20 protein-coding genes are annotated in these 20978 nt (G+C 65.8%); 4 read left to right on the top strand and 16 right to left on the bottom strand.

All coding sequences use genetic code 11. From position 1 onward, the window contains the following. Nucleotides 1-53: 53 nt before the first annotated feature. Nucleotides 54-1064 (bottom strand): LysR family transcriptional regulator, encoded by a 1011-nt coding sequence (locus QCE88_RS38015; protein ID WP_309910859.1) that lies wholly within the window; start codon nt 1062-1064, stop codon nt 54-56. A 110-nt stretch (nt 1065-1174) separates the two neighbouring features. Between QCE88_RS38015 and QCE88_RS38010 the strand changes: the two genes are divergently transcribed. Next, entirely contained in the window at nt 1175-2158 is a 984-nt protein-coding gene (locus tag QCE88_RS38010) for a GlxA family transcriptional regulator (protein WP_309910858.1), read from the top strand. A 4-nt stretch (nt 2159-2162) separates the two neighbouring features. On the opposite strand, the gene QCE88_RS38005 is transcribed toward QCE88_RS38010, so the two are convergent. The 10 genes from QCE88_RS38005 to QCE88_RS37960 form a co-directional block, all read right to left on the bottom strand. Continuing rightward, complete coding sequence (locus QCE88_RS38005; protein WP_309910857.1) at nt 2163-3374, bottom strand: FAD-binding oxidoreductase; 1212 nt, start codon at nt 3372-3374, stop codon at nt 2163-2165. A 57-nt stretch (nt 3375-3431) separates the two neighbouring features. Continuing rightward, a complete protein-coding gene (locus QCE88_RS38000) occupies nt 3432-5057 on the bottom strand; it encodes an FAD-dependent oxidoreductase (protein ID WP_309910855.1) in 1626 nt (541 codons plus the stop codon). Between the two features lie 32 nt (nt 5058-5089). Next, nucleotides 5090-6493 carry an MmgE/PrpD family protein gene (locus QCE88_RS37995; RefSeq protein WP_309910853.1) on the bottom strand — a complete coding sequence of 468 codons (1404 nt, stop codon included), beginning with the start codon at nt 6491-6493 and terminating at the stop codon, nt 5090-5092. Then, nucleotides 6490-7557, bottom strand: coding sequence for an iron-sulfur cluster-binding domain-containing protein (locus tag QCE88_RS37990; protein WP_309910851.1), 1068 nt, complete (start codon nt 7555-7557; stop codon nt 6490-6492). The genes QCE88_RS37995 and QCE88_RS37990 overlap by 4 nt, the downstream gene beginning before the upstream one ends. Beyond that, the gene (locus tag QCE88_RS37985) at nt 7550-8803 is read right to left on the bottom strand and encodes an aromatic ring-hydroxylating dioxygenase subunit alpha (protein ID WP_309910850.1); all 1254 of its coding nucleotides are present in this window, start codon (nt 8801-8803) and stop codon (nt 7550-7552) included. Before QCE88_RS37985 ends, QCE88_RS37990 begins: the two co-directional genes overlap by 8 nt. Nucleotides 8804-8888: 85 nt before the next feature. After that, nucleotides 8889-9752: a nitrilase-related carbon-nitrogen hydrolase gene (locus QCE88_RS37980; protein WP_309910848.1), complete on the bottom strand. Its 864-nt coding sequence runs from the start codon at nt 9750-9752 to the stop codon at nt 8889-8891. A 21-nt stretch (nt 9753-9773) separates the two neighbouring features. Continuing rightward, a complete protein-coding gene (locus QCE88_RS37975) occupies nt 9774-10697 on the bottom strand; it encodes a glycine betaine ABC transporter substrate-binding protein (protein ID WP_309910846.1) in 924 nt (307 codons plus the stop codon). A 23-nt stretch (nt 10698-10720) separates the two neighbouring features. Further along, on the bottom strand, nt 10721-11437 hold the full coding sequence (locus QCE88_RS37970) for an ABC transporter permease (protein ID WP_309910844.1): 717 nt from the start codon (nt 11435-11437) through the stop codon (nt 10721-10723). Next, nucleotides 11434-12621, bottom strand: coding sequence for an ABC transporter ATP-binding protein (locus tag QCE88_RS37965; RefSeq protein ID WP_309910842.1), 1188 nt, complete (start codon nt 12619-12621; stop codon nt 11434-11436). Before QCE88_RS37965 ends, QCE88_RS37970 begins: the two co-directional genes overlap by 4 nt. Next, the gene (locus QCE88_RS37960; protein ID WP_409018288.1) at nt 12618-13358 is read right to left on the bottom strand and encodes an ABC transporter permease; all 741 of its coding nucleotides are present in this window, start codon (nt 13356-13358) and stop codon (nt 12618-12620) included. Before QCE88_RS37960 ends, QCE88_RS37965 begins: the two co-directional genes overlap by 4 nt. Nucleotides 13359-13625: 267 nt before the next feature. Between QCE88_RS37960 and QCE88_RS37955 the strand changes: the two genes are divergently transcribed. Both QCE88_RS37955 and hutG read left to right on the top strand, forming a co-directional pair. Further along, a complete protein-coding gene (locus QCE88_RS37955; RefSeq protein ID WP_309910841.1) occupies nt 13626-14612 on the top strand; it encodes a LysR family transcriptional regulator in 987 nt (328 codons plus the stop codon). A 39-nt stretch (nt 14613-14651) separates the two neighbouring features. After that, complete coding sequence (hutG, locus tag QCE88_RS37950; protein ID WP_309910840.1) at nt 14652-15449, top strand: N-formylglutamate deformylase; 798 nt, start codon at nt 14652-14654, stop codon at nt 15447-15449. A gap of 27 nt (nt 15450-15476) precedes the next feature. Here hutG and QCE88_RS37945 read toward each other — a convergent pair whose 3' ends face one another. Continuing rightward, complete coding sequence (locus QCE88_RS37945; RefSeq protein ID WP_309910838.1) at nt 15477-15695, bottom strand: hypothetical protein; 219 nt, start codon at nt 15693-15695, stop codon at nt 15477-15479. A 214-nt stretch (nt 15696-15909) separates the two neighbouring features. Further along, entirely contained in the window at nt 15910-16113 is a 204-nt protein-coding gene (locus QCE88_RS37940) for a cold-shock protein (protein ID WP_309821213.1), read from the bottom strand. A 410-nt stretch (nt 16114-16523) separates the two neighbouring features. Here QCE88_RS37940 and QCE88_RS37935 point away from each other — a divergent pair, with 410 nt between their 5' ends. Beyond that, the gene (locus QCE88_RS37935; RefSeq protein ID WP_309910836.1) at nt 16524-17810 is read left to right on the top strand and encodes a diguanylate cyclase; all 1287 of its coding nucleotides are present in this window, start codon (nt 16524-16526) and stop codon (nt 17808-17810) included. 13 nt (nt 17811-17823) lie between these two features. Here the strand turns inward: QCE88_RS37935 and QCE88_RS37930 are convergent, their stop codons facing one another. The 3 genes from QCE88_RS37930 to QCE88_RS37920 are packed head-to-tail and all read right to left on the bottom strand — an operon-like array spanning nt 17824 to nt 20773. Beyond that, nucleotides 17824-18414, bottom strand: a complete 591-nt coding sequence (locus QCE88_RS37930) for a dimethylsulfoniopropionate lyase (RefSeq protein WP_309910835.1) — start codon at nt 18412-18414, stop codon at nt 17824-17826. 4 nt (nt 18415-18418) lie between these two features. Next, nucleotides 18419-19603, bottom strand: coding sequence for a Xaa-Pro peptidase family protein (locus QCE88_RS37925; protein ID WP_309910833.1), 1185 nt, complete (start codon nt 19601-19603; stop codon nt 18419-18421). Between the two features lie 45 nt (nt 19604-19648). Next, entirely contained in the window at nt 19649-20773 is a 1125-nt protein-coding gene (locus tag QCE88_RS37920) for a 2Fe-2S iron-sulfur cluster-binding protein (protein WP_409018287.1), read from the bottom strand. Nucleotides 20774-20978 lie beyond the last annotated feature (205 nt).

The following is a 20978-nucleotide window of genomic DNA, read 5'->3' as shown; positions in this document are numbered from 1 at the left end:
CGCCATAAAGCGGCTTGCCGAATCAGCAACTCTTATGTTTTGAAGCAGTTAGGCTAATTCGATGCTGCATTGCGCTGTGCTTCGTCTTCCCCCGCGTGGGTGTCGAAGAGTGCGGCGGGCAGGCCGGGCAGGGCCGCATGCAGCCCGGGCGCGATTACGTCGCGTGTCACGGCGATGGACTCGCGCGACACGGCTTCGGCCATCGCGGACCATTCGGAACGGCGCGTGAGGATGTAGAAGTCACGGTGCCCGATGCGCGTGATCGGCAGCGGCACGACCGTCACGTCCGGCAGATGCGCACGCGACTGCCACAGGCACAGCGGCGAAGTAATCGCGCAACCAAAGCCGGACGCGACGAGACTGAGCAGCGGGTCGGTGTCATCGAACTCGTAGCGGTTCGGCGCATGGAAGTTCATGTGCTTGACGAGCCGTTCCACCTGTTGCCCGATCAGCGAGCGCCCGGTGTAGCGCAACAAGGGCAGTTCACGCACGACGTCATGAAAGTCGCGCGGCGTGCGTTCCGCGCAGAACGCTTTCGGCGCGACGGCGACAAAGGTCTCCGAAAACAGCGGACGCAATTCGACGCGCCGTGGATCGAGCGTCGCTTCCGTGCAGATGGCGAGATCGAGTTCGCGGTTGGCGAGTTGTTCGCTCAGGATCGGCGTGAGACCGGACCACATCGACAGCGTCTTCATGCGCTCCGACAGACGCTGCACGATGAACGGCCCGACACTGGCCGCGAACGAATCCACGCAGCCGATGCGCAGGCTCGACACGCCTTCGCTCGTCGCCGTCCGCACGTTGTGCGAGACCGCCTGCGCATGTTCGAGCAGCCCGCCCGCCTGCTCGAACAGGATGCGTCCCGCCGCGTTGGGCCGCACGGGCCGGAACTCACGGTCGAACAGCGCGACGCCCTGTTCACGCTCCAGCGCGGCGATCAGCTGGCTGACCGCGCTCTGCGTGACGCCGAGCACGCGGGCGGCTTCGGTCATCGAGCGGGTCTCGCATACGGCGACGAATGCCTGCAAGGCACGCAGGTCCACCCCGACGAATGTATTTCGCATGGCTTCCTCCTGCGCGCCATAATAGCGGGCACAAGCATCGAACACGGCGTCTTCGCGGGTGCGCTTGCTGCTCAGCGAAGGCATGCATCGTCAACCCCACGTCGCGCGCCTTGGTTACTCACTCTTCTTCATCCGCCACCGTGCCGCCGCGCCGGTTCGTGTTCCTGCTGGCCGAAGGCTTGTCGATGATGAGCCTCTCGTCCGCCATCGAGCCGCTGCGCTCGGCCAATCGCCTCGCGGGAGACACGTTGTACGGCTGGACGCTCGCGAGCCTCGATGGCGAGCCGGTCGAGTCATCGAATGGCATTGCGCTGGCAACGCGCAGGTTCGACGACGTGATCAAGGAGGCCGACTACGTGTTCATCTGCGGCGGCCTGCGTCTCGCGCCCGCGCAGGAACCGGCCTTCGTTGCGGCGCTGAAGCGCGCGGCACGCACGGGCGCGGTGATCGGCTCGCTGTCCACGGCAACCTGGCTGCTCGCGCTCGCGGGCCTGCTCGACGGCTATCACTGCACGATTCACTGGGAGAACCTGCCTGCCTTCACAGAGGCGTTTCCCGATCTGTTGTGCAGCAGCCGGCTGTTCGATATCGACCGCGACCGCATGACGTGCTCGGGCGGCATCGCGGCGATGGACATGATGCTGCAGCTCATCAAGACGCAGCATGGCAGCGATCTGGCAGTGCGCGTTGCCAACCAGTTCCACCACGAACGCATGCGCGACACCGCCGACAATCAGCGCGGCTGGCGCGATCAGAATCACGCGAGCCTGCCGCGCGGCATTCGCCGGGCTATCGAGATGATGCGTGCGAACGTGGAGACGCCGGTGCAGATCAACGACATCGGCTCGGCGATCGGCATGACGTCGCGGCAGATGGAGCGGCTCTTCCTGCGGCATCTGAACGCGACGCCTGCGCGCTACTACGTGCAACTGCGGCTGGAGCGCGCGCACGACATGCTGACCTATTCGAGCGTGCCTGTCGCCGATGTGGCGGTGGCGACGGGCTTTGCGTCGCCGTCGCATCTGGCGCGCTGGGTGCGCCGGGCGTATGGCATCAGCCCGACGGAGTTGCGCGCGGCGCAGCCGCGGTCTTGAGCTTCTACGCGGCTTCCAGTACCGGCGCCGCGGCGCGCAACGGCAACGGCAGCCAGCCCTGCAATTCGCGCCAATTGGGCTCCAGTTCGGCAAAGCGCGCAAGCGAGAACGACGACAGATCGGCGAACCCGCAATGCCCGTCCACGACGAGATCGCGGATCGCATGGCCACTCGCCGGCGACAAGCCAAACCCCACGCTCGACAAGGTCGCCACCGTCACGTTGCCCTGCGCGGCCGGTCGATCGATCACGGGCCGTCCATCCGGCGTGTTCTCGATATAGCCCGCCCAGCTGCGGATGACCTTCGCATGCGCGGCCTTCGGCAGCAATGCCGCGAGCCGGGCCGCGATGCTGCATTGAAGCGGCGTCGAATGAGGACGGACCTTGGGGACGTCGTCGAGCGCGAGCCATTCGTGCGGACCGCCGCCATACGCGAGATTGCCGCGCAGCGTCTGGCGCCCATACAGTCCGTTGCCGTCGATGCCGCCCAGCGGCATCAGCGGCAGCGGCTCGGTGACGATCATCTCCGCGCGCGCCGCCGCCAGCGGCACGTCGATGCCGAGCTGCGCCGCCAGCACGCCGGTATGCGGTCCGGCCGCGATCACCAGATGGTCGCAGGCAAATTCGCCAGCGGGCGTCTTGACCGCGCAAACGCGTCCGCCTTGCGAAACGAAACCCGTCACCGGCGTGTGTTGCAGGATGCGTCCGCCGTGATCCTCCATGGCCCACGCATAAGCCTGCAACGTGCGATGCGGATTCGCATGCCCGCCGAAGTGATAGAAGTAACCGGCATGCACGTTGTCGCCCGCGAGCGGCACGAGTTCGCGCACCTGCTTCGCGTCGAGCACATCGGAGCGCAGTCCGTGATGCTCGCCGTTCTCCAGCGCGCGCCGGTAGAGGATGAACTGCTGTTCGTCGAGCGCGATGCGGATGCGCTCGCGACAGAACTCGGTCGGATAGCCGAGCAGGTCGTCCATCATCGGCCAGAGGCGCTGCTCTTCCATGAAAAGCGGGCTGTGATGATGCGAACAGCCGCCGCCATTGCGCCCCGATGCGCCCCAGCCCAGCATGCCTGCTTCGAGCACCAGCACATCGATGCCCTCGCGCGCGAGCCACCATCCCGCCGACAATCCCGTCACGCCGCCGCCAACGATGACGACCGATGCGCCCTTGACCGTGCCGCCGTCCGTGCCTGTGTCTGCTGCCGATGTGTTCATGCCTGCGTGCCTCGATTGCGATTGAGAGTTGCTGTGGGAAGCCATGGCATCGAACTGTTATTCGCTTGCGACGGCTTCGCCGACCTGGCGCGTGCCCGCACGGTAGAGCGGCTCGACGCGCCAGAACGGCACCCATTGCGAGGCCATGCCGAACCAGCTGTCCCAATGCGCAGCGGTCGATGATGCTTCGGCGACTTCGGCCAGCTGACGCAGCGCAAGCGGACGCACGGGCGCGCGAAAGGTAGCGAGCGGAATCTGCGGCAGCGCGCATTCCGAACCGATGGCGAGCAGCGCCGCCACTTGTTCGCGGCAGCGGCGGCCCTGGCACGGACCCATGCAGGCGCGTGTCAGGCGCTTGACTGCATCGGGGTTCGGCGGGCCGCTTCGCGCGAGCCCGGCGACGCCGCGTGTGTCGTGCGCGGCATCGGCGGGATGCCAGTCGAGATAGCGCGGCGGACGCACATCGAGGATTTCGCGCGCAGTCACTTCCTCGCACTGGCACACGAACGGCTCGCCCGCCGCACCGACGACGCTCGCCCGAACCCATTCCACACGGGCCTGCGCGATGTCGTATGCGGGCGTGTCGGGTTCGATCGGCGTCGTTGCGGCGGTACTGTCCGATGCCGCGCCCAATGCATCGAGCGCCGCCCGCGCCGCGCGCCGGCCTTCTTCCCGCGCGATCGCTTCATCGCGGCTCTTGCTGGCCCACACGCCGGCGCAATCGCCGGCCGCATGAATGAACGGCAGCGACGTGCGCTGCATCGCGTCGACGCCCACGACATGACCGCTGCGCGCGGCGTCGAACGTCGTCGCGCAGCCGGCCGCTTCGGGCAGTTCGATCGCAGGCAAAGCGGCGATGCCGAGCAGGACCGTGTCGCAATCGAAGGAGGTCAGCGCGCCGGATTCCACCGATGCCGCTTCAACTGAGGTCACGCCATAAGCATCGCCGTGCGCGTGTCGCACCGCGTGACGCACGAGCAGCCGCGCGCCGCCCGCTTCGAGTTGCGACGCGAGCGCCGGATCGCCGAGGATTGCATCCGACTGCTCGATCACCGCGACAATGCGCACCCCGCGCGCCATCAGTTCAACGGCCACGTTCAGCGCATCCGTGTCGCGGCCGACGAGCACCGCGCGGCGCGCATCGAGTGCGCCGTAGAGCACGGCGAGCCGCCATGCGGCGCTCGCGCCCATGACGCCAGGCCGCTGCCAGCCGTCGAAGGCGAGGCCCATGTCGCGCCGTCCGGACGCGACGATCACTTGCCTGAAGCTCATGAGCCACGCATGCGACGCATCGGCGAGACCGGCGGCATGCGTGTCCATCCACGCGCGCGCCGGACCATGCGGAAAAAGTCCCCAGACGGCTGTGCCGAGCCTGACATCGACGCCCGCATCGAGCGCGTCGCCGAGTTCGGGACGCGCCTCCAGCATCGCTTCGAGCATCGCGTTGGCATTGCCGGCCGACGCGTTCATGCGGCCGCCGAAGTGCAGCGGCACGTCCTCGCCCATGGTTTCGAGCGGCACCGGATTTTCATCGACGAGCGTGACGCTGATGCCCCGTCCCGCCGCTTCGAGCGCCGCCGCTATGCCTGCGGGACCGGCGCCGACGATGAGCAGATCAGTCGCTTCGCCGACCGGCGGCGCCTTGCCCGCGACGCTGGCGGGATCATGGAACGGCGTGTGCATGGCTTCGTTTTCCACTGTGTCGGTTCGCTGGATCAAGAGGTGACGGCCTGGTTGTCGCAGGCGTGTGCATCGGTTTCTTCGATGGCGGGCGGTGCATTCAACACCAGCTCGCACAAGCGGGCGGCGCTCGCGTCGGGTTCGGCGAGTGCATCGACGGCGGCTTCGAGTTCGCTCGCGAAACGTGCGCCGAATCGCGCGCTCGCCAGGCTGCGGAACTTGTCGCGTTCGACGCCGGGTGGCAACGGGCGCGCGGGGTCGCCGCCTGCTTGCATCGGACCGGAGTCGAGGCGGCGTCCGTCGCGCAGTTCGACGCTCACGCGCGCCCAGCGCTCGGCGGGAAAGGCCGCGTTGAATGCCGTGTGTTCGCGCGTCACGAGACGCGGCAGCAGCGCGTGCACGGCGGGATCGACGAGACCCGCGTCACCGATGGTGTCCGCATCCACCCGTCCATGCAGCAGCGCGGCGGCCACCGGGAACAGCACGCCGTATTGCGCTTCCTCGGTATTGCGGGGCGCGTCGGACCACAGGCGCGCGGCTTGATGGAAGGTTTCGATCTCCACGCGCACGATGTCCGCTGCATCGAAACCGGCCTGCGCGCGCACTGCAAGCGCCGCCGCAATCGAAGCGTGCGCCCAGCGGCACACCGGATACGGCTTCACATATTGTTCGAGGATCAGCCAGCGTTCACCGAGGTCGGCCCAGACGGCGGGCGCATCGCGTTCGACGGTCGTGGCCGGCGCGCCAGTAAAGCCGCGCGACGCGAGCAAGGCCGCGCTGATGCCCGCGAGCGCGCCCCAGGAAGAACCGTCCTTCAGCATGGTCGGATGATCGATACAGCGCATCATGTCCGAGCGTGGCCCGTGATATTCGGCGATGCCGAGCGCATCACGCGTCGTCGGCAGGTCGAAGCCGAGCGCGCGGCTCGCGATGGCCGCCGCCGCGAGCGCATTCCACGCGCCCGACGTGTGATATTCGCGGCTCGTTGCATGCAGCGCGATGCCCGCGCGCGTTCCGAGTTCATAGCCGAGCACCGTCTGCACGATGAACTCGCGGCCACTCATGCCGGGCGCGCGTTCGGTCATCGCGAGCAGCGCGGGCAGCACCGTGACGCCCGCGTGGCCTTTGGTGAGCGCGTGGCCGTCGTGGCCGTCAAAACTGTCGATAGTGGCGGCGCCCGCGAAGGCCGCGCCCGCCGCGCTGACGATCCGCCCGTCGAACAGCATGCGCGCCGGAGTGCGGCCGGCGGCGAAGCAGTCGAGCGCATGTTCGCGCGCAATCGACGACATCCGCGTACTCGTGCCCGCCGCCGCGATGCCGAAGAGATCGAGCAGGCGGCGCTGCGCGTCGCGCACCACCGTATCGGGCAGCATGTCGAAACTCAACCCATGCGTGAAGCGGCTGGCGTCGTCCTGCAAAGGTGCGGCGAGGCGTGTCATCTGAGGGCGATCTCGATATCGGTGGAAGGGCGGCTGGAGCACGCGAGAATCCAGCCTTGCGATTCCTCGGCGGCGGACAAACCGCCCGCATGCTGCATCGAGACTTCGCCGGACACGCGGCGGACCTTGCAGGTGCCGCACATGCCGCTCGCGCAGCCGCAGGGAATCACGACTTGCTGACGCGTCGCCGCGACGAGCAGCGTTTCGCCCGCGCGCACTTCAAAACGCTTGTCGCCGAAGGTAGCGTGATGGATGACGCCGGGCGTGTCGTCGGGCGTCGGTGCTTGCGGATCGACCGGTGCCGGCCCGAAATGCTCGATATGAAACGCCGCGCGCCGCGCGCCTTCGGCCGCGTGAATCTGCCGAATGCCCTGCATGAAGCCCGCCGGGCCGCAGCAGTACACCGTGCGCCGGCCGAAGTCCGGCGTCATCGCCCAGAGCGTGCCGCGCGTGATGCGTCCGCGCAGGCCGAACCAGCCCGGCGCGGGCGCGCTGAGCCAGACGCTGATCCGCAGGTTCGGCATGCGCGCTTGCAACGCGGCGAGTTCGGCGGCAAAGAGGATATCGTCGGCGTGACGCGCGCTGTGCAGCCAGGCAACGTCGGCATCCGGCCGGCTGTGTGCGAGCGTGCGCAGCATCGACATCAGCGGTGAGGCGCCCGATCCCGCCGATACCAGCGCAAGCGGCGCCGGATTCGCCGCGTCGAGCGTGAAGCGGCCGAGCGGATAGCGCGCCTCGATTTGCACGCCCGGCACGCAGTGTTCGTGCAGCCAGCGCGTCACGACGCCGTCGCGCTGCGCCTTGATCGTCAGTTCGATCACGCCGCGCCCGAGTGGCGACGAAGCGATCGAGAAAGTCCGGTCATGCCGCACGCCGTCGATATCGAGCGACAGCAGCATGGCCTGTCCCGGCGCATGGCGGCGCGCGCCGTCTGCATGCGGATCACGCAACAGGAAGGTCCGCACGCCCGGCGCTTCATCACGCACGCCGATGCACTCGAGCGTGCGCACGGCGGCTTCGTCGAACGCATTTACGGTGTCGGAGTCGATCAGCACGTCAGCCATTCGACACCTTCAGTTCAATCGAACGATGCGGACGCGAACCATCCAGATAGCTTGCGAGCTTGTTCGCGTACCAGTGGGTGAAGTTGCGCAGCATGAATTCGGATGGCGCATACGGTCCCGGCGTGTAGCCAATCGAGCCGACGCCCAGTTGATTGTTGGCCGCAAGCCGCGCGTCCTGCGCATTGGTCGCGTTCCACACGGAGGTCAGCGTATCGATGTCGTAATCGACGCCTTCCACCGCGTCTTCATGCACGAGCCAGGTCGTGCGCAGCATCGTGCGCGACGCCGACAGCGGCAGAATCCGGAAGTGAATGATGTGATCGGCGAGGAAGTGATTCCAGTTGTTCGGCACGCGGAACATGCGCACCGAGCCGAGGTCCGGGTCGGTGAGATCGCCGAGCAGCTTGCCGCAGGCCGGCGAGCCATCCGGCGTGAACGACACCGCGCCGCGATGAAACGGCAAACGGATGCAGCGGAACTCGTCGCCGCCGTCGGCCGGGAGATGCGGCAGGCCATGACGCTCCCACTTGGCCGCCTGCGTGTCCATCAGCAAACGGAAATCGCGCGAGCCGGCCGGATCGTCGGGCAGCGCGAATTCGACCAGCGTCGCAAGCAGTTCCGGATGATTGCCCGCGCAGTGATAGCACTCGCGATTGTTCTCGATGACGAGCTTCCAGTTCGCGTCCTCGATCATCGTCGAGACGGCGGCGACCTTCGTGCGCCACGGCTGATGCGGCGCGATGTAGGGCGTCACGGCGTCGCGAAAGCGCGTGAGGTCCGGCGGCGTATCGGCGAGACAGATATAGACCATGCCGCACACGATTCCGACATGCACCGGCCGCAGTCCATACGCTTCGCGCTCGAAGTCCGCGGGCATCTGCCGCGCATGCAGCAGCGAACCGTCGAGTTCGTAGACCCACTGGTGATACGCGCAGGTGAGGCGGTGCGCATGGCCCTTTTCGTCGAGACAGATGCGCGAGCCACGATGACGGCAGGTATTGAAGAAGGCGCGGATCTCGCCGTCGCGGTCGCGCAGCACGATGACCGAGGTCGCGCCAATTTCGAGTGTCAGGTAATCGCCCGGTTCACGCAGTTCGCAGCTGTTGCAGGCGAAGAGCCATTCGTTGTTGAAGACGGCGTCGATATCGAGTTGATGAAACGCGTCGTCGGTGTAGAACGGCTGCGGCAGCGAGAAATTGTCACGGCGTTGCGCGAGGGCAGCGCGCACGCGTGTCGGGTCGATCATCGTCGTGTTCTCCGTGCGAACGATCAGTTAGACCGATTGTCTGCCGCCGATTTGGCGCATGCCGACAGCCACCCGACCTACCCGATCACGAAACCGACACGATGTCGTTTTCATCGTTTCCGGACGCGCGTCGGGATAGAACCGTGTCGATGGCGCGGGCGTCGCGGACCGTCGGCAGGTCGAAGCGCGCGTTGCGTACCGCGCCGTAGTCCAGGTCGGCTATCACGAGGTCCTCGCGTGCCGTCTCGCTCTGCGCGAGGATCTCGCCGCGCGGGCCGACGATGCGCGAGCCGCCCCAGAAGTGCAGCGTGCCTTCCTGTCCGACGCGATTGGCGAACACGATCGGCAGGCCGTAGACGAGTGCATGGGCACGCAATACGGTGTCCCAGCCGCGCGGGTTGTCGAACTCGGTGCCGACCGCTTCCACCGCCGAACTCACCGGCGCGGCGCACAGCGTGGCGCCATCGCGTGCCAGCCGATGCATTAAAGCCGGACTCCACAGGTCCGCGCAGATGGGCGTCGCAACGCGCCAGCGCGGGTCGTCCGGTAACGCGAATTGATCGAGGCGTTCGCCGTGTCCGTAGTACTTGCCGTCGTCGAGTCGGCCGTAGGTTGCGAGCGCAATCTTGCGATGCACCTGCACCACGCGTCCCGCATGCAGTGTCGCGACGCTGTTGTAGAACAGCGCGCCGGGCGCTTCCTCGATGAAGCCGACCACCGCCGACAGATCCATGCAGCCGCGCGCGAGTTCGAGCAAGGCTTCGTCATCGCGGGTGAGGGCGAGTTTGAGCGCATGCTCGCCCGCGCCGTGCCCGGCCAAGGACAGTTCTGGAAACACCAGCAGCCGCACGCCGCTTTCCGAAGCCTGTCCGATCACCCGCCGATGCACCGCGAGGTTCGCCGCGAGATCGCCGGGAACCGTCTCGATCTGCGCGGCCGCGACGCGCAAGACTGGCTGCGCCCGCATGGATCAGAGCAGGCCGGCGGACTTGAGGAACGCGCCGGAGACGTCGCTGAGCGACTTCTTCTGCACGTCGACTTCGGCGTTGAGGCGGGCCATGGTCGCGTCGTCGAGCTTGGCGGACAGCGCATTGAGAATGCCCGCGAGGTTCGGATTGGCGTCGAGCGTGGCCTTGCGCACAACCGGTGTCAATGCATAGGCAGGGAAGAAATTCTTGTCGTCACGCAGCACGACGAAGTTGAACGCGGGCACGCGGCCATCGGTCGTGAAGACCAGCGCGGTATCCACCTGGCGATCCTTCAGCGCCTGATACGTGAGACCCGAATCCATGCGCTTGATCTGCGCCGGGCCGAAGTGAAAGCCATATTCCTTCTCCAGCGGACGCAGGCCGTCGGGCCGCGCGTAGAACTCGGAATTGCACGCGAAGGTGAGCTCCTTGCCGCTGTTCAGCACCTTCGCCAGATCGCTGAGGGTGGCGATGCCGAGCTTCTGCGCGACATCGCGGTTCATCGCGAGGCCGTACGTGTCGTTCGCCTTCGACGGGTCGAGCCAGACGAGGCCCTTTTGCGCATCGAGTTCCTTCACGCGCGCGTAGGTCTGTTGCGGATCGAGCTTCTCAGTCACCTTGTTGTAGGTGATGAGCGACGTGCCGGTGTATTCCCAGTACACGTCCACCTGACCGTTCTCCTGCGCCTGACGCAGCACCGTGCTGCCCATGCCGTCCTTCTTCACGACGTCGAAGCCCTTGGCCTTCAGCAGTTCCGTGGTCATCTCCGCGAGCAACACTTGCTCGGTGAAGTTCTTTCCGCCGACCGTGATAGTCGATGCGGCCTGTACCGCCTGACTCGCACCGAATGCGCCCAAAGCGAGTGTGAACAGGGATGCGCCGAGCAGACGCGACGACAGCATGCGTGACAACAGCGGCTTGAACATGGGCTTCGGTTCCGGGAGAAGGATCAACGTTGTGGACTGACGCCGCGCGGCACGAGAAAGTGCTGCAACTGCGCGACGAACAGGTCGGTGGCGACCGCGAGGAGGGCGGTCGGGATGGCGCCGGCAAGCAACATCGTGAAGTCGTTCAGGTCGATGCCGGTGAAGATGAGTTCGCCCAGTCCGCCGCCGCCGACGAGAAACGCCAGCGGCGCGGTGCCGACCGTGATCGCCAGCGCGGTGCGCACGCCGGCGAGAATCACGAACATCGCGTTGGGCAGTTCGACCTTGCGCAGGATCATCCATTGCGTCATGCCGATGCCGTTGGCCGCCTCGATCAGCGCGGGCGGCACGGCGCGGATGCCTTCGTAGGTGTTCATCGCGATGGGCAGCAGCGTGGCCAGCCACAGCGCGAGAATCGCAGGCTTCGCGCCGATGCCGAGCACGCTCATGGCGAGCGCGAGGATCGCGAGCTTCGGCACGGCCTGGCCGGCGTTCAGCGTGAACATGACGAAATGCGCGGCGCGGCCATTCTCAGGACGGCTCAGCCAGATGCCGACGGGCACGGCCACGAGGATCGCCGCAACGCCTGCGATCAGCACCATCAGCATCTGCTGGCCGGCCTGATAGACGATGTCCGCGCGATACTGGCCTATCGATGTCAGCCAGTTGTCCGCATGAGCCGAGGCACTGACGCATGCAATGAGCAGCGCACAGGCGAGGCGGGCGCCGCGCGGCTTCATCGCACGGCTCCAGCGGCGAGAGCGATATCGTCCGCAGGCGGCGCGGCGACGACCTGCGGCGATGCTTCGCCCGAAGCGCATGCCGCGCGCGCCATCAACGCAATGCGCTCGTGCGTCACGTAGCCGATGAAACCGCCGTCGGCATCCACGGCCGGCAGCCACGTGACACCGTGTGCGAGCAGCATCGACATGACTGAGCGCAGGTCGTCCGTCGCGCGCACCACGGCGGGCAGCGGACGGACGCGGGCGGCGTCGAGCGTCGCGCCTGCGGCGGCGAGTTCCAGCGGTCCGACATGACCCACCGGCTGATTCTGTGCGTCCAGCACGACCAGCGTGTCGGCCAGATGATCGCGCAGGAGGGCACGTGCATCCGCGCTTGCGTAGCCCAGTCGCGCAACCCGCGCCGGTTCCAGTGCGGCATCGGCGGCGCGCATCAGGCGCAGGCGCTTCAGCGCCCGGTCCGTGCCGACAAAATCCGCGACGAACGCACTCGCCGGACGCGCCAGCAATTCGTCGGGACTGGCCATCTGCTCGATCTTGCCGTCCCGAAAGATGGCTACCTTGTCGCCCATCTTCATGGCTTCGTCGATGTCGTGGCTCACGAACATCACGGTCTTGCGCAGGCTCTTCTGGATATGCCGGAACTCGTCCTGGATCGACGTGCGGTTGATCGGATCGATCGCGCCGAAGGGTTCGTCCATCAGCATCACCGGCGGATCGGCGGCCAGCGCCCGGGCCACGCCGACGCGCTGCTGCTGCCCACCCGACAGATCGCGCGGATAGCACGGCATGAAGGTGGCCGGATCGAGCGAGACCATCGCCAGCAGTTGTTCCGTGCGCTCGCGGATGCGCGTCTTGTTCCAGCCGAGCATCTCCGGCACGAGCGCGATGTTGTCCGCCACCGTCATGTTCGGGAACAGGCCGACCTGCTGGATCGCATAGCCAATGCGCCGCCGCAGTTCGACGATATCGAAGCCCGCCGTATCCACGCCGCCGATCAGGATCCGGCCCGAGGTCGGCTGCACCAGCCGGTTGACCATCTTGAGCGTGGTGGTCTTGCCGCAGCCGGACGGTCCGAGCAGCACGCACAGTTCGCCTTCCTCGACGGTCATTGAAATGTCGTCGACGACCGCTTTGTCGCTGCGTGAAGCGAAGCGCTTGGTCAGGTTTCGAAGCTCGATCATCGTCCCTCCGCCGGAGTGGCAGGCGTGTGTGCAAGAGGCGCCGCGAGCGGCGGCCGCGTGGGGCGCCGCCACAGGAAGCGCGCCCGGCGCGGCCGCATGCCTTCCGGCGTGAGACGCCATTGCAGCGCGGCCAGGCCGAGATCGGCGAGGATCGCCAGCAGCGCGACGATCAGCGCGCCCGCCACCAGTTGCCGCGGGTCTGATTGCGAGATACCGCGGCTGATGAGCCGCCCGAGTCCGCCCGCGCCGATGTAAGTCGCAATTGCCGCGATGCCGATGTTCATCACCACGGCCATGCGCACGCCCGCCATGATGATCGGCACGGCGATCGGCATTTCGACGCGGCGCAGCCGCTGCCACGAAGTCATGCCCATGCCTTGCGCGGCTTCGCGCAGCGCGGGATCGAGATTGCGGATGGCCGCGTAGGTGTTGCGCAGGATGGGCAACTGTGAATAGAGGAACAGCGCGATGGCCGCCGGCAGGAAGCCAATGCCCTGGCCGATCAGCGACAGCACCGGGATCAGCAGGCCGAACAGCGCGATGGACGGAATGGTCATCAGCATCGCGGCCGTATAGAGCACGACGCGCGCGAGCCGCTCGTTGAGCGTGATGACGATGCCGAGCGTGACGCCCGTCACGATCGCGCAGCCGACGCCGGCCAGCACGATCAACACGTGATCGACCAGCATATGGCCGATCGATGCCGCATTACTCCAGATGAAAACCAGCGTATCCAATGCGGCCTCCGTGCACCCGATGCGAGTGTGGATCGAATGTAACGGGCCAATAACGCCTGAAGCAACACAAACTCGACATCAACTGTCACTAAACCGACCGGGGCTGTGCGGGTGCATCAAAGCGCACAGAGTGGAGAAGCACGCACGCGGTGATTTTGCATAAGGCAAACTGATGGTCATTGCCACGCTTGAGCAATGACGCAATGCATCACGCGAGGCGCGGGCAAGATGAACGCCGCATGGGCGGCAGGAATTCACGGAGCCTTGATGAGACGCACCCCAGTCCCGATCGATCTGCGCGCGCTGCAGGCGTTCATCGCGGTTTGCGAGACCGGCTCGATGACGGCGGCTGCTCGCCGTCTTGGCCTGAGCCAGAGCGCCGTGAGCCAGTCGATTGCCGCATTGGAGCGCGAGCAGGGCGCCGATCTCTTCGATCGCGACAGCCGTCCGCCGCGTCCGAACCGCGCCGGGCGCGCGTTGCTCGAACTGGCCGGGCCGCTGCTGGAGCACGCGCAGACGGTGAGCGCGCAGATCGGCGCTGAATCGCTTGCGGGCACTTTGCCTTTGCGGCTCGGTTGCGTCGATTCCTTTGCGGCGACGGTCGGCCCCGAACTGATTCGCGCGATGTCCGGGCCGGCGCGCCAGATCGCGTTGTGGTCGGGTTTGACGCCCGGGCTCGCGGCGCAGATGCACGCGCGCGAAGTGGACGTCGTGGTCTGCACGCAGACCCCGTTGACCGATGCGCGCATCGTCGAAGTGCCGTTGTTCTCGGAGGCGTTCGTCGCGGTGGTGTCGCGGCGCTGGCTGGAAGAACGTGGTGCCGAACATGAGCAAGGCAGTCTGCCCGACTGGCGCACGCTCGCGGATGAGTTGCCGCTGATCCGCTACACGGCGCGTTCCGTGATCGGCCAGCAGGTGGATCGGTTTGCGCGACATCTGGGTATCGAAAGTCCGCGCCGCTACGAGTTCGACGCCACCGATCCGCTGTTGAGTCTCGTCAGCGCGAAGCTCGGCTTCGCTATCTCGACGCCGCTGTGTCTCTGGCAGGCGCGGCACTATCTCGACGAGATCGCCGTGTTGCCGCTGCCCGAAGGACGGCTGGCGCGGCGCGAGTTCTTTGTGCTGCATCGGCAGGGCGAGTGGGACGGTTTCGTCGACGAGACCGTCACGCTCACGCGCCGTGTGCTTGATCACCTGATTCGCCCGGCGCTCGTGCGCGCCGTGCCGACGCTGCCGGACAACGCGTTGCGCTGATTTCCCTTCACCTGTTCACCTGCTTCGGAACCGACACGTATGGACGATCTCTTCACCCTGAGCCGCGGCGACGCGCCGCTACTGCTCTCGATCCCGCATCTCGGCACGATCATCCCCGACGACCTGCGCGACCGTTACACGGATGTCGCGCTGACCGTCGCCGATACCGACTGGCATCTCGACCAGCTGCATGCGTTCGCGCGCGAACTCGGCGCGACGATTCTCGGCGCGCGCGTGTCGCGTTATGTGGTCGATCTGAACCGGCCTTCGACGGATGAGAGCCTGTATCCGGGCCAGACGACGACCGGTTTGTGTCCGGACCTGACGTTTCGTGGCGAGCCGGTGTATCGGGAAGGCTGCGTGCCGGATGCCGCCGAAAAGCAGCGGCGTGTCGCGCGGTTCTGGCAGCCGTATCACGACGCCTTGCGCGACGAGCTGACGCGCCTGCGCGAGCGGCACGCGAACGTGCTGTTATGGGAAGCGCATTCCATTGCGAGCGTGTTGCCGAGACTGTTCGAAGACAAGCTGCCCGATCTGAATATCGGCACGCAGGATGGCCGCACGGCGGCGGCATCGGTGATGAAGGCGGCGACGGACGCCGCCGCGCAGAGCGGCTATACGTGGGTGGCGAACGGGCGCTTCAAGGGCGGCTTCATCACGCGGCACTACGCGGCGCCGCAGGACGGCATTCATGCCGTGCAACTGGAGATGTGCCAGTCCACCTACATGGATGAAAACCCGCCGTTCGACTATTTGCCGGCGAAGGCGGAAGCCGTTCAGCCCACCTTGCGCCGGATGATCGGCGGTGCGCTTGAAGCGGTCGCGGCGTTGCCGTGAGATGCAAGGCCGGGGCTGAAGATGCCGTCAGCCTCGGGTGTCGATCCAGTCGCGCGCCCAGCGGCGCGAATACTCGATCGCTTCGGCTTCTTTCGAGAAGTAGTCCAGCGAGAAGAAGCGATAAGTGGATTCGTCCGAATCCGTTTCGGGACGTTCCAGCATGACATTCGCGGAAAACGATTTGTCGTGCAGGCGATGCGTAAAGGCATGTACCGCATAACCGCGGTATTGATTGAGTTGTGTCATTTTAATTTTAAGAGTGAGTGTTTCCGGCGCAACCAGAGAACACGAGGCGATGCGCGTATTTATCGCGATCGAAAGATGGCGGCAACCAGGGCCAGGCCGAAGGAGTGTCGCGGAGCCGCGAAGGTGAACCGGAGGAAGCCGGAAGCCTTGTCTTGGAGGCTCCCGGCATGCCGCGAATCTACAGCGGCCAATCTACAGCGCTACAGCAGCAGATTTACAGCGGCTTGATGTTCGAAGCCTGCATGCCCTTCGGGCCGCGCTTCGTTTCGAAGCTGACCTTCTGGCCTTCGGCCAGCGTCTTGAAGCCGTCAGCGCGAATTTCCGAGAAATGCGCGAAAAGGTCATCGCCGCCAGCGTCCGGCGTGATGAAACCGAAACCCTTGGTGTCGTTGAACCACTTGACAATACCGGTGTCCATGAAAATCCTGAATTTGAATAAATTGAAAAGAGAGTGCTCGATTGAGCGGGCGAAGCATCAAGGAGGGAATGGACAACGAATACCGCAAGAGAAAACGGACTATTGATGAACAGCAATCGACTTCTTGTACTCCGACGAGCATTATGCCAAATCCCCAGTGAATTGGTCAACAATTTTCGAACGAATGTCCGTAGGCCGCGCCGGGCGAAGCACGGTTCTTGCGCGTCCTTCTGGCTGAGAGGCAAGTCGTTCGTATGCGAAGCGATAGCGGCCTGCCATGTCGATCATCATCGAAGTCGAGTTCAAGGCTCATGACGCCGCGCCGATAACCATGGGCGGTGTGACGCGCGCGACAGCGTCACGTGCTTTTTGCTTTCGTTGCCGTAAGGCGGTGTCGCCCAGGTGAGACTATGTCCGGTTTGCCCAACACAACTCAGGAGCCCGCGGACGGCGTGACGATCTGCGTCGCCGTCATTGCGCGTGATGCGCACGGTGCCTTCGTCATCAACGCTTGCAATGACGCGTTCCTCGCGATGGCAGGCGTAGCGCATGCGGAGCCGCTTTCCTTTCCCTTCGCGTTCGACACGCTGATTCCAGGTGACGGCTGGTCCGCATTGCGCGAGACGCTACGGGCGAGCTTCGCGTCAGGCCACGCGCACGAACTGGAGCATCCCGCGACGCGCGGTGCGCAAGAAGCGCGCTGGCGCCTCACGCTCAAGCCGCTCGGCGGCGCGGGCGCAAAGGAGATTCTGCTGACGGGTTTCGTCAACCCGCCGAAGCGCGACCTGACCCATGCACTCGAAGTCAGCGACTCGCGTTTTCGCGCGGTGGTGGATTCGGCCTACGACGCCATCGTCACGATCGACGAGCAGCACAACATCACGTTGTTCAATCGCGCGGCGGAGAACCTGTTTGGCTACCGCTCGGACGAAGTGCTCGGCCGACGCATCGAGACGCTGCTGCCTGAGCGCTTCCGCGCGAACCATTCGCGCAACGTCAAACAGTTCGCCGACTCCGACAAGATGAACCTGCGTTCGATGACCCCGCCGCGCATGGACGAAAGCAACAGCGTGTACGGACGGCATCGCGACGGACGCATCATTCCGGTGGAGATCGCGATCTCCAAGATCAAGGTGGATGGCGTGATCGAATTCACGGCGGTGATCCGCGACATCACCGAGCGCGCGCAACTGATGGAATTGCTCCGGAAGCAGGCCGCGACCGATGCGTTGACCGGCTTGCCGAACCGTCGCGAGTTCCTGGATTTCGTCGAGAAGGTGCTGGGCACGGATCAGGTGCTGTCCGTGTTCATTCTCGACATCGATTACTTCAAGAAGATCAACGACAGCCACGGCCACGATATCGGCGACGAAGTGCTGTGCGTGCTGGCGCAGGCCGGCATGTCGATTCCGCATGCGTCGAAAGTGTTCGCGCGCTGGGGCGGCGAGGAGTTCGTCGCGGCGCTGCCGGGCGCGGATGCGCGGCTCGCGTGTCAGATCGCGGATACGCTGCGCCGGCGTTTCGAGCAACAGGACTTCGAGCACGCGTGGCGCGTGAAGCCGATTCCGTTCACGGTGAGCATCGGCGTGGTGACACGCGAGCCGGGCGAGTCCGACGTCGATGCGTTGATGCGGCGCGCCGACCGCGCGTTGTATCAGGCGAAGGAGCGGGGGCGCAATCGCGTCGAGGTGGGATAGCGAGGCGTACGGCTTACGGCAACAGGCACCAGATGGCGATGAACGGTTCACGGCCGGAGCGCATCGCATGGCGGCTGCCCGGAAGGTTATGGATGCCGCCGCCGAGGCCCGGATTGAACCAGTCGCCGTCGCGCTGGCGAAACTCGCCGGGACTCAACAGGACATAGGCTTCTTCCGGCGGATGCGAGTGGTCCGGATAGCGGACCTCGGGCGCCATCACGGAGAAGCCGAGCAACGCGTCGTAACGGCTCTCGGCGCCGCCCGGTCCGCAGATCTGGCCGTGCACGTGACCTTCGATGTAATTCTCGCTGCCGTTCTCACCCGAAGTCCGGCGCGACCAGCCCAACGAGGGTTCCAGCGCCTTGAGCGCGCGCGCGGCCGCGCCGATGTCCGTCTCGTCGCCGAGGTGCGGTGCGAGCGCGGCATCGAGCCACGCGCAGGCGGGGTAGCGGTCCGCATGACGCGTGCCGTCGTCGGAGGGCGTGCGCAGTTTCTCGAACACGCGCGCCGCAACCGCGCGTCCCCCTTCAGGAAGCTGCGTGGACTGGAACAGGCGTTCCGCGATGGCAAGGAAGGTCGATACGGTGTCCAGGCGTTTCGTCATGATGTTATAGCCAGTCGGTTTCGAAGGGGCAGGCCGTGAGCGGCTCGCAGCCATGCTCGGTCAGGACCACCTGTTGTTCGAGCTTGACGCCCTGCGTGCCGCCCTCGGCGCCGATATAGCTCTCGACGCACACCGTCATGCCCGGCTCGAAACGGCCATCATAGCCGGCGCTGTCCCAATCGACCTGATGGGCGATCGACGGATATTCATCCACCATGCCGATGCCGTGCGCCAGACAGCAATAGCGGTTCTTGATGAAGCGCTCGGGAATGCGCCACGCCTTCTCCGAAAACTCGCGAAACGTCATGCCGGGCTTCAGCAAGTCCATGTTGGTGTGGACTTGCGCATAGGCCTGTTCGTAGAGCGCGCGCTGTTCGCCGGAAGGGCGTCCATCGCCGACGAGCCATGTACGCGAGATATCCGAGCAGTAGCCGTGCGGGCCGACCATGTCGGTATCGAAGGCGAGCAGATCGCCGTTATGCAGCACGCGCGCCGAGCATTCGTGCATCCATGGATTGGTGCGTTCGCCGGAAGCGAGCAGCCGCGTTTCGATCCACTCGCCGCCGTGACGGATGTTCTCGAAATGCAGATGCGCCCACAGTTCGTTCTCGGTGATGCCCGGCCGCAGCGCTTCCCGCATGCGTTGAATGCCTTGCTCGGCGGTGCGCAGGGATGCGCCGATCAGCACGAGTTCGTCCGGCGACTTGATGAGGCGCGCGCTTTCCATCAGAAGCTGGCCGTCGGATAGCGCGATGCCGTGCTTCTCCAGATAAACCGTTCCGAAGGGATCGAGGCGATCGACGGCAAGCCGCTTCTCGCCCGGTGCATGAGCGTGCAACACATCGACGATCTCCGCGCCCCAGCTCTCGGCGCGGCGTTCGGCTTCATGGCCGGCATTGAAGAAGGTCCAGCTGGTGGCGCCGCGAAATTCCACGTCGAGATCGAGCCCGTCCCACACATGTTCGCTGCTGTGGAATTCCCACGCGACGATGCGCCCGTCCGCGAAGATCATCACGTAGCGCGCGGGATTGCGGCCGCACCACACCTGCATGTTGGAGGTATCCGTCGCGTAACGGATGTTCACCGGGTCATACAGCAACAGCGCGGGCACCGCGTGCGCGCGCATCTGCTCCAGCACGCGTGCGAGCCGGTAGGCCCGCACGTCGCGCATGTTCGCTTCGACCGCCATGCTGTTCCCCCTCGTAAAGGCGTATTCGTGGATGGCGGCGCAGCGTCAGAGTTCGAGCGTCAGGTCGGAGGTCGGCCGGCTGCAGCACAGCAGCCGGAAGCCCTTCTGGATCTCGCGCTCGCGAATGCCGCCGTTGTGCTTCATGTCGACCGTGCCTTCCAGCAGCTTCGTCTTGCAGGTGCCGCATACGCCCTGGCTGCACGACGACGGAATCGCCACGCCTGCCTTGCGCGCCGCCGCCAGCACCGTTTCGGACGGGTTCATCGTGAAGCTCTTCGACGAGCGCGACAGCTTCACCGTGAAGCTTTCCTGCACGACGGGCGGCGCTTCGTCCACCGGCTCCAACGCGACACCCGCGCCGAGGTCGAAGCTTTCCTGGTGATAGCGCGCCGGGTCGTGCCCGCCTTCGCGCAGCAGGTCGCGCACGGCGCTCATATAGCCGGCCGGACCGCAGGTAAAGACTTCGCGCTCTGCGTAGTCAGGCGCACACTCGGACAGCAAGCGCAGACTCAGCCGGCCGATGGGCCCGCTCCAGTCTGCCTCGTCGCCGATGCCCTCGCACACGAAGAACGTCCGCAGGCGCGGCGACAGGGCGGCGAGGCGTCGCAGTTCTTCGCGGAAGACGATGTCGGCCGGGGTTCGCGCGCTGTGGATGAAGATCACATCGCGGTCGAGTCCGAGATCGAGGGCGGCGCGGGTCATCGACATCAGGGGCGTCACGCCGGACCCGGCGGACAGGTAGAGCGAGCTGGGCGACACAGCAGCCGTCGCGGTGAAGCTTCCGGACGGCCCGTAGGCGCGCAACGCATGGCCCGGCTTCAGCGTGTCGTGCAGCCAGTTCGAGACGACGCCGCCCGGCACGCGCTTCACCGTGATCGAAACAAGCCAGGGACGCGTCGGCGGCGAGGAAATCGTGTAGCAGCGCTCCACGGGCATCCCCCCAACGTTTGCCCGGATGGTCAAAAACTGGCCGGGTTCGAAGCGCACGGGCGCGCCGTCGCCGACACGGAATTCGAAGCTCCTGACGTCGTGGGTCTCGTCGATGACGCGGCAGCACGTCAGCGTGCGTTGCTCGCTGCTGGCCCACGGTTCGCCGCCGCGCTCCCAGGTGCCGGGACTCGAAAAAACGCTTTCGGCGTCCGGGGCGGGGGCAAGGCTTCTCTCAGGCATGTTCATGGCGTCGGAACGGTGGGAGCGCCTTGTCTGGCGCGGGTTTGCGGGGCGGCGCGGGGCCGGGAGGGGCTGGCATCGAGTATCGATTTGCGTCCGGACAGCGTCAATGCGCTTTAATTTCGCGCTGTCATTACCTGAGGTTATGCGTCCGCGTGGTCGGCTCGGGGCCGCTGCGCGCCGCTGTGGGATAATTCAGCCTTTG

The sequence above is a fragment of the Caballeronia sp. LZ035 genome (assembly GCF_031451175.1).
Classification (GTDB): Bacteria; Pseudomonadota; Gammaproteobacteria; order Burkholderiales; family Burkholderiaceae; genus Caballeronia.
Note: the sequence above shows the minus strand (reverse complement) of the source record. Positions and strands in the feature narration are given on the sequence as shown.

Excerpts from the sequence above, each read along its gene's own strand:
- QCE88_RS37995 (WP_309910853.1), bottom strand. The coding sequence starts at position 6,493 with ATGACACGCCTCGCCGCACCTTTGCAGGACGACGCCAGCCGCTTCACG.
- QCE88_RS38005 (WP_309910857.1), bottom strand. The coding sequence starts at position 3,374 with ATGAACACATCGGCAGCAGACACAGGCACGGACGGCGGCACGGTCAAG.
- QCE88_RS37945 (WP_309910838.1), bottom strand. The coding sequence starts at position 15,695 with ATGACACAACTCAATCAATACCGCGGTTATGCGGTACATGCCTTTACG.
- QCE88_RS38015 (WP_309910859.1), bottom strand. The coding sequence starts at position 1,064 with ATGCGAAATACATTCGTCGGGGTGGACCTGCGTGCCTTGCAGGCATTC.
- QCE88_RS37975 (WP_309910846.1), bottom strand. The coding sequence starts at position 10,697 with ATGTTCAAGCCGCTGTTGTCACGCATGCTGTCGTCGCGTCTGCTCGGC.
- QCE88_RS37965 (WP_309910842.1), bottom strand. The coding sequence starts at position 12,621 with ATGATCGAGCTTCGAAACCTGACCAAGCGCTTCGCTTCACGCAGCGAC.
- QCE88_RS38000 (WP_309910855.1), bottom strand. The coding sequence starts at position 5,057 with ATGCACACGCCGTTCCATGATCCCGCCAGCGTCGCGGGCAAGGCGCCG.
- QCE88_RS37985 (WP_309910850.1), bottom strand. The coding sequence starts at position 8,803 with ATGATCGACCCGACACGCGTGCGCGCTGCCCTCGCGCAACGCCGTGAC.
- QCE88_RS37935 (WP_309910836.1), top strand. The coding sequence starts at position 16,524 with ATGTCCGGTTTGCCCAACACAACTCAGGAGCCCGCGGACGGCGTGACG.
- QCE88_RS37925 (WP_309910833.1), bottom strand. The coding sequence starts at position 19,603 with ATGGCGGTCGAAGCGAACATGCGCGACGTGCGGGCCTACCGGCTCGCA.
- QCE88_RS37970 (WP_309910844.1), bottom strand. The coding sequence starts at position 11,437 with ATGAAGCCGCGCGGCGCCCGCCTCGCCTGTGCGCTGCTCATTGCATGC.
- QCE88_RS37990 (WP_309910851.1), bottom strand. The coding sequence starts at position 7,557 with ATGGCTGACGTGCTGATCGACTCCGACACCGTAAATGCGTTCGACGAA.
- hutG (WP_309910840.1), top strand. The coding sequence starts at position 14,652 with ATGGACGATCTCTTCACCCTGAGCCGCGGCGACGCGCCGCTACTGCTC.
- QCE88_RS37920 (WP_409018287.1), bottom strand. The coding sequence starts at position 20,773 with ATGCCTGAGAGAAGCCTTGCCCCCGCCCCGGACGCCGAAAGCGTTTTT.
- QCE88_RS37930 (WP_309910835.1), bottom strand. The coding sequence starts at position 18,414 with ATGACGAAACGCCTGGACACCGTATCGACCTTCCTTGCCATCGCGGAA.
- QCE88_RS37940 (WP_309821213.1), bottom strand. The coding sequence starts at position 16,113 with ATGGACACCGGTATTGTCAAGTGGTTCAACGACACCAAGGGTTTCGGT.
- QCE88_RS37955 (WP_309910841.1), top strand. The coding sequence starts at position 13,626 with ATGAGACGCACCCCAGTCCCGATCGATCTGCGCGCGCTGCAGGCGTTC.